Source organism: Streptomyces sp. NPDC029292 (assembly GCF_055569295.1).
Genome location: NZ_JBVHXR010000029.1, coordinates 96952 through 103823, shown reverse-complemented (window position 1 = coordinate 103823; position 6872 = coordinate 96952). Strand labels below are relative to the sequence as shown.

Annotated in this window: 7 protein-coding genes; 4 read left to right on the top strand and 3 right to left on the bottom strand. The window is 69.4% G+C overall.

The features are described 5' to 3' along the window. Nucleotides 1-99 precede the first annotated feature (99 nt). Both ACZ4WS_RS42345 and ACZ4WS_RS42340 read left to right on the top strand, forming a co-directional pair. The gene (locus ACZ4WS_RS42345; RefSeq protein WP_467988686.1) at nt 100-588 is read left to right on the top strand and encodes an MFS transporter; all 489 of its coding nucleotides are present in this window, start codon (nt 100-102) and stop codon (nt 586-588) included. Continuing rightward, nucleotides 486-1154: an MFS transporter gene (locus ACZ4WS_RS42340; protein ID WP_467988684.1), complete on the top strand. Its 669-nt coding sequence runs from the start codon at nt 486-488 to the stop codon at nt 1152-1154. The genes ACZ4WS_RS42345 and ACZ4WS_RS42340 overlap by 103 nt, the downstream gene beginning before the upstream one ends. A gap of 177 nt (nt 1155-1331) precedes the next feature. Here the strand turns inward: ACZ4WS_RS42340 and ACZ4WS_RS42335 are convergent, their stop codons facing one another. The 3 genes from ACZ4WS_RS42335 to ACZ4WS_RS42325 all read right to left on the bottom strand — a co-directional run bounded on the left by ACZ4WS_RS42335 (nt 1332) and on the right by ACZ4WS_RS42325 (nt 4186). Next, nucleotides 1332-1772 (bottom strand): IS110 family transposase, encoded by a 441-nt coding sequence (locus ACZ4WS_RS42335; protein WP_467988682.1) that lies wholly within the window; start codon nt 1770-1772, stop codon nt 1332-1334. Nucleotides 1773-2241: 469 nt separating this feature from the next. After that, nucleotides 2242-3261 (bottom strand): aldo/keto reductase, encoded by a 1020-nt coding sequence (locus tag ACZ4WS_RS42330; RefSeq protein ID WP_467988680.1) that lies wholly within the window; start codon nt 3259-3261, stop codon nt 2242-2244. A gap of 28 nt (nt 3262-3289) precedes the next feature. Continuing rightward, a complete protein-coding gene (locus tag ACZ4WS_RS42325; RefSeq protein ID WP_467988678.1) occupies nt 3290-4186 on the bottom strand; it encodes a helix-turn-helix transcriptional regulator in 897 nt (298 codons plus the stop codon). Nucleotides 4187-4430: 244 nt separating this feature from the next. Here ACZ4WS_RS42325 and ACZ4WS_RS42320 point away from each other — a divergent pair, with 244 nt between their 5' ends. Continuing rightward, nucleotides 4431-5969 (top strand): MFS transporter, encoded by a 1539-nt coding sequence (locus tag ACZ4WS_RS42320; RefSeq protein WP_467988677.1) that lies wholly within the window; start codon nt 4431-4433, stop codon nt 5967-5969. Further along, on the top strand, nt 5969-6853 hold the full coding sequence (locus tag ACZ4WS_RS42315; RefSeq protein WP_467988675.1) for an aldo/keto reductase: 885 nt from the start codon (nt 5969-5971) through the stop codon (nt 6851-6853). Before ACZ4WS_RS42320 ends, ACZ4WS_RS42315 begins: the two co-directional genes overlap by 1 nt. Nucleotides 6854-6872 lie beyond the last annotated feature (19 nt).

The window sequence follows — 6872 nt, the reverse complement described above, 5'->3', positions numbered from 1 at the left end:
ACGCTCATCGCGTGAGGACTGGACGCAGCCGGAACCCATCACCGCCAGTGATGATCCGAGCAGCAAGCCCGGGACTTCAGTCCCGGGTAGTCGACTTACGTGCAGGCTTCGGGGCTGGCACTTGCCGCGACGCTCGGCAGTGCATTGCCGCAGGTACCGATCGGACTGCTCGCCGACCGGTTCCGGCTGCGATGGATGTCGCCGCTGGGGGTCAGCCTGGCGGGTATCGGGGCAGGCATGTCCGGACTGGCGCCCTCCTACCCGCTGGTTTTCGCCCTCCTGCTGATGGCGGGTGTCGGTATCGCGATGTTCCATCCGCCCGCGGGGCGCGATGCGCGCCGTGCGGCCGGGGGCAGTGCCACCGCGATGAGCTACTTCGCCGCGGGCGGCAGCGTGGGGTTCTTCGTCGCCCCGGCGCTGGTCACACCGGCCCTGGACAACCTCGGGATGGGCGCGACCGCGCTTTTCATCCCGCCTGCGTCCTCATGGGCTTCGTCCTGCTGCGCCACCACAACCGCACGTCCGATACGGCGGTCAAGAAGGTGCAGCGCCAGGGCAAGGACCGGCCAGGCCGGTTCGCGGCCCTGACCGCCGTCGAGATCGTGCGGTCCACCATCTCGACCGGACTGAACACCTTCGTCTCGCTGTACTGGATCCGCCACCTGGAAGCGAGCAGCGGCCTCGGTGGTCTCGCCCTGACACTTGAACTCGGCGGCGGTGTGGCCGGCACGCTGCTCGGCGGGCGGCTGGCAGACCGCATCGGCATGGTGCGCACCGTACAGATCGGCAACGCGGCTATGCTTCCTGCCCTGTGGCTCATGCTGATCTGCGACGACAAATACGTCGCGCTGCCACTTGCGCTGCTGGTCGGCCTGATCTCGAACATCCCGTTCGCCGTCCTCATCAAGCTCGGCCAGGACTACCTGCCCAGCCGGCCCGGGACCGCTGCTGGCGTCACTCTCGGCCTCGCGATGAGCGCCGGCGGACTGTTCATGCCGCTGCTGGGCATCATCGCAACCCACTACGGTCCCCGAGGCGCACTCGCGGTACTCGCCACCGTGCCGGTGCTCGCGATGCTGCTCTCCGCCTTCTTGCGCGAACCGGTCCAGGACGAGCCGGTGCCCGCCGAGGACACACCCCTCACCGCCCCCTGACGTTCCGATCAGACGCACACTGTTGCGCCCGGCCCCGGTGCGCGAGCAGCCGTGTACCCGACGAGCTGCGCAGCGACGACTACGCCGCGATGAACGAGAGGCTGGCCAGCTTCCTCGACCGCCTCGCCGCAGACTTCGCATCGCAATAGCACAGGCGCCGACTGGTCCCGACGGCCTTTAGCGAACCGTCGGACCCGCGATCTGCACCGGCCTATCGCCTGACTTGGCCTGGGCGCGCGCCCGCCCGCTCAGCACCGCCCGGGCCGCGTTCTGGGCATCGAGCGGGTCCGACTTGCCGCGCCGGCGGCGGTCGGTCCGGTCGGGCCGGTTCACATCGAACACTTCCACGCCCTCGGTCAGCAGGTAGCGGGACAGGGCCGCCCCGACGGGTCCGGTCCCCTCCACTCCAGCCCGCCGCACCGCGCCCAGCCCCCTGGCCCACTCCAGCAGTTCGCGGTAACCGGCCGCGGTAGCCTGGAACACCTCGGTGCCGATCACTGCCCCCACCAGGGAGAGCACAGCCGCCACATAAGTGTCCCGGTGCGTGTCCACTCCAAGGACCACCTCCCCCGTCGGCCGGCAGCGGCGGATACGCGGGGCGGGGTACGTACCGCTCATGCTCGTTCACCTTCCGACCCGACGGCTCAACGCGCAGCCGGCACCGGACCGCGCGGACGGTCAGAATCGTGATGACGCCTGGTCGGCAAGCCCCTATCGAGACACACCCGGCCGGCCCGGTACCAGCAACGCGCCGTCCCCGGCCAGCGGTCGACACAGCGTGAGCAAGATACCCCGGTCACAGATCCACAGATCTCAACAGTCAGACCCCGCCGCAGGACAGCACCCGCCAATTCTCCCCACACTCAAAGCCCGGCGGCCCAGACCCGCAGAACATGCTCAATCCCAGATCCGGAACACCCTGAAATCGACTCTGGCCGACCACAACGGACCGCGAAGGTCGACATCACGTTCAACCTCGATACCTCAGCGGCCGTAAGCGCATGCTTGGGCCGTCGGTTCGCCCTGCTTGTTCTGTGTGATCGCGGGCGGGGTGCTCACCGCCCGGGACCCGCCGAGCCGACTCGCGTCAGCGACGCCGCTGGTCGGCCCGCAGCTCGAAGTCGCCGTAGCTGTTGTCGACCGGGTTGACCGTGACGCCGGGGTCGACGATCTCGTCGATGGCGTCCAGCATGTCGGAAGACAGCGTGACGTCGGCGGCGGGCAGGAACGCCTCCAGCTGCTCCATGGTGCGCGGGCCGATGATCGCCGAGGTGACGCCGGGGTGGTTGATGACGAAGGCGACGGCCAACTCGATCAAGGTGAGACTGGCCTTCTCCGCCAGGACCGCGAGCTGCTCGACCGCGTCGAGCTTGCGCTGGTTGGCCGGGGTGCTCATGTCGAACCGGGCCTGGGGGCGCACCGCCGAAGCCGGGCCCTCGAAGGCGTTCTTGCGGTAGCGGCCGGAGAGCCAGCCGCCGGAGAGCGGGCTGTAGGTGAGGGTGCCCATGCCGTGACGGCGCACGGTGGGAAGCACGTCCTCCTCGATGCCCCGGACCAGGATCGAGTACGGCGGCTGCTCGGTCACGAAGCGTTCGAGGTGGCGCTCCCGTGAGGCCCACTGGGCCTCGACGATCTGGGAGCCGGAGTAGGACGAGGACCCTATGTAGCGGATCTTGCCCTGGTGCACGAGGTCGGAGAGGGCGCCGAGGGTCTCGGCGACGTCCGTGTCCGGGCTGGGGCGGTGGACCTGGTAGAGGTCGATGTGATCGGTGCCCAGGCGGCGCAGGGAGTTCTCGACCTCGCGGATGATCCAACGCCGCGAGCCGCCCCGCTGGTTGGGGTCGTTCTGGTCCATCGGCATGAAGAACTTCGTCGCCAGGAACACGTCGTCGCGGCGGTCCTTGAGCGCCTTGCCGACGATCTCCTCCGAGACGCCTGCGGAGTACACGTCGGCGGTGTCGACGAAGTTGATGCCCGCATCGAGGGCGTGGTGGATGATCCGGATCGAGTCGGCCTCATCCTCGTTGCCCCAGGGGCCGAACATCATCGCGCCCAGGCAGAGCGGGCTAACCTGGACGCCGGTACGGCCGAGCGGTCGGTACTGCATGAAGGTGTTCTCCTCGATCGTGTGGTGGTCAGTCGTTCGCGGCGGGAACGACGGTGCCGGTGCCGGCCCAACTGGCGAGCATGCCCAGGGCTTCTCGTTCCCGGGAGTCCGGTTCGGGGGTGTAGAAGTTGAGGCGGAGGCCCGGGTCGGCCGGCAGGTCCATCGCCTCGTAGGGCAGCGCGAGATCGCCGACCAGCGGATGGTGCAGGTTCTTGACGCCGGAGCGGTGGAACTTCACGTCGTGGCGGGCCCAGCGGCGGGCGAAGTCGTCACTTTTGGTCGTCAGCTCCCCGATCAGATCGGTCAGCGCCTTGTCGTGGGGCGCCCGGCCTGTCTCCGTGCGCAGGAAGGCGACCGCGTCGTTCGCGCCCTTTTCCCAGTCGATCCAGAATTCCTGGCTGGCAGGGTCGAGGAACATGAAGCGGGCGCTGTTGACCGGGCCGCGCCGGGCGAACAGCGGCGAGTCGAAAACGGGTGCGTACAGCGCGCGTCCCAGCGTGTTGGCGGCCAGGATGTCGAAGCGCGCGTTGCGCACGTAGGCCGGCACGTCGGTCATCGAGTCGAGCAGCCGCAGGATCGTGGGCCGCACCCGCGACGCGGTCACCGTGGGGCGCCGGCCAGACGGTGTCGCCGCGCGGGCCAGGTCGTACAGGTGGGTGCGTTCGGCCTCGTCGAGCTGCAGCGCGTGCGCGAGGGCGTCCAGCACCGAGTCCGATGCGCCGGTGAGATTCCCGCGCTCGAGCCGGATGTAGTAGTCCACGCTCATGCCCGCGAGCAGGGCGACCTCCTCGCGGCGAAGGCCGGCGACGCGGCGGTTGCCCCCGTAGACGTGCAGCCCGGCCTGCTCCGGGGTGATCCGGGCCCGCCGGGTGCTCAGAAACTCGCGTACCTCGTCGGCCAGAGCCTTCTTGTCACTGTCAGCCATGCTCAGGCCCTGGGAGCTTTCGCGGTGGCGGTGAGGGCGGACATCGGGTGGCTCCTTGTAATCGTCGTGAATTCTGTGCCGGTCTCCTCACGGTAGGTCCGCCGGCGAGCGCCTGCGAGGCACTGCCATTACCTGGAAGAGCAGTGACTCCCACCCGCGCGCCGAGGCGCGGTTCTCTGGATAAGGCCGAGGACCCGGCCGACCACGACTGGGTCCGGATCAGAGACCGACCTGAAGGAGCACCGTGCACACAGCGCCCTTGTCCGGAACCGGCGACGTCCACGCCGGGCTTGCAGCCGACCCGAACACTCAGGGAGCCGCCGAACCGCTCGGTGACCTGATGGCCACCGCCGCTCCGCATCCGCCGACACGCCAGGCAGCGCGGTCCCACAAGGCCCCGGTCCACGCGACGCTGATCCTCGCGATCATCTGCGTCAGCTATTTCATGGTCATCCTGGACAACTCGATCGTGTTCACCGGGCTGCCGCAGATCCGATCCGACATGGGCTTCTCCGAGACCGGCCTGTCCTGGATCACCGACGCCTACGTCCTGGTCTTCGGCGGACTGCTCCTCCTCGGGGCCCGAGCCGGTGACCTGTTCGGACACCGCACGGTGTTCCTGTTCTCCCTGATCGTCTTCTCCGTGACCTCGCTCCTGGTCGGAGCCGCGCAGACCCAGTGGTGGCTGATCGGCGCGCGAGCGCTGCAAGGCGTCGGAGCAGCGGTTCTGGCCCCCTCCGCCCTGTCCCTGCTCACGCGCAGCTTCCCCGAGGGCCGAGCCCGCAACCGGGCGATGGCCGCCTACAGCGCCGTCGCCGGTCTCGGTGCCGCTTTCGGCCTCGTCGTCGGAGGGCTCGTCGCCGACCTCATCTCGTGGCGGGCGGGGTTCTTCCTCAACGTCCCGATCGGCATCGTGATGATGGTGCTGGCGGTACGGTTCCTGCCCGAGACCACACGTCACAGGGGCCGCTTCGACGTTCCGGGCGCACTGCTGGCGACGCTGGGCTCGACCGCCCTGGTCCTGGGCATCGTCGATGCGGCCGACCTCGGCTGGACCGCCCCGGCCACCCTGCTACCGCTGGTGGCCGGCGCCGTGATGCTGGGCCTGTTCGTCCGGGTGGAGCGGCGGGCCACGCAGCCGATCGTGCCGCTGCGGCTGTTCGCGAACCGGGAGCGCAGCGGCGCCTACGTCACCCGGATGCTCTACATGGGCGCGATGATGGGTTTCTTCTTCTTCACCGCGCAGTTCGTGCAGAGCGTCTACCACTGGACGCCGCTGCAGGCAGGTCTCGCCTTCCTGCCGATGACGCTGATCAACTTCGTCCTCGCGGTCCAGGTGCCGCGGTTGCTGGAGCGGGTGAGCAGGCCGAGAGTGCTGCTCACCGGGGTCGCCCTGACCACGGCGGGCATGGTGTGGCTCAGCCGCCTCGACCTGTACACCCCCTACCTGACGGGAGTGGCGCTGCCGATGGTGCTCATCGGCGCCGGCCAGGGGCTGACGCTGGCCCCGTTGACCTCCAGCGGCGTCGACGGCGTCGCCCCGGCGGACGCGGGGGCCGGATCGGGCCTGGTCAACACGGTGCACCAGATCGGCAGCGCGCTGAGCCTGAGCATCCTGACCGCCATGGCCGCAACCGTCTCCACCGGCCATGCGGCCGCCGCCATCGCGGCCCGCTCCGGCGCCGCCCTGACCGGCTCGGCCGTCCTGCTCGCCCTGGCGGTACTGGCCGTCCTGACCCTCATCGTGCCCTCCCGGGCCACCCGCACCGAAAGGTTCCTGTGATGCAGACCCTCACCCTCAACAACGGCGTCCAGATGCCCGCCCTCGGACTCGGTGTCTTCCAGACCCCGCCGGACGAGACCCGCGCCGCCGTCACGGCCGCGCTCGACCTCGGCTACCGGCACATCGACACCGCCGCCGCCTACGGCAACGAACGCGAGGTCGGCCAGGCCCTCCGCGACTCCGCGGTCCCCCGCGACGACCTCTTCATCGAGACGAAGATCTGGATCAGCGACTACGGCTACGACGAGACCCTGCACGGCTTCGACAAGAGCGCCGCCAAGCTCGGCCTGGACCGGATCGACCTGCTCATCCTGCACCAGGCCCTCCCGTCGGACTTCGACAAGACCCTCGCCGCCTACCGCGCCCTGGAGAAGCTCCTGGCCGACGGCAAGGTCCGGGCCATCGGCGTCAGCAACTTCATGGTCGACCACCTGACCGCGCTGCTCGACGCCACCACCGTCGTCCCGGCCGTCAACCAGCTGGAGATCCACCCCTACTTCCAGCAGCGCGCCGTCCTCGACTTCGACGACCGGCACCACATCCTCAACCAGGCGTGGTCCCCCATCGGCGGAATCACCTTCTACCCGGGCTACGGCGAGGACCGCAGGAGTGTCCTTGAGGACCCGGTCGTCACCGGCGTCGCCGAGGCGCACGGCAAGAGCTCCGCCCAGGTGCTGCTGCGCTGGGGCATCCAGCAGGGCCGCTCGGTGATCCCCAAGTCGACGAAGCGCCACCGGATCGCGGAGAACTTCGACGTCTTCGACTTCGAGCTCACCGCGGACGAGCTGAAGGCCCTCGACGCCCTGGAGACCGGCCGCCGCGGCGGCCCCGAGCCGGAGGCCGTCACCCTCGCGGACTACGGCCGCGCCATCCCCGAAGCCTGAACCTCCCCCTGTCCACCTG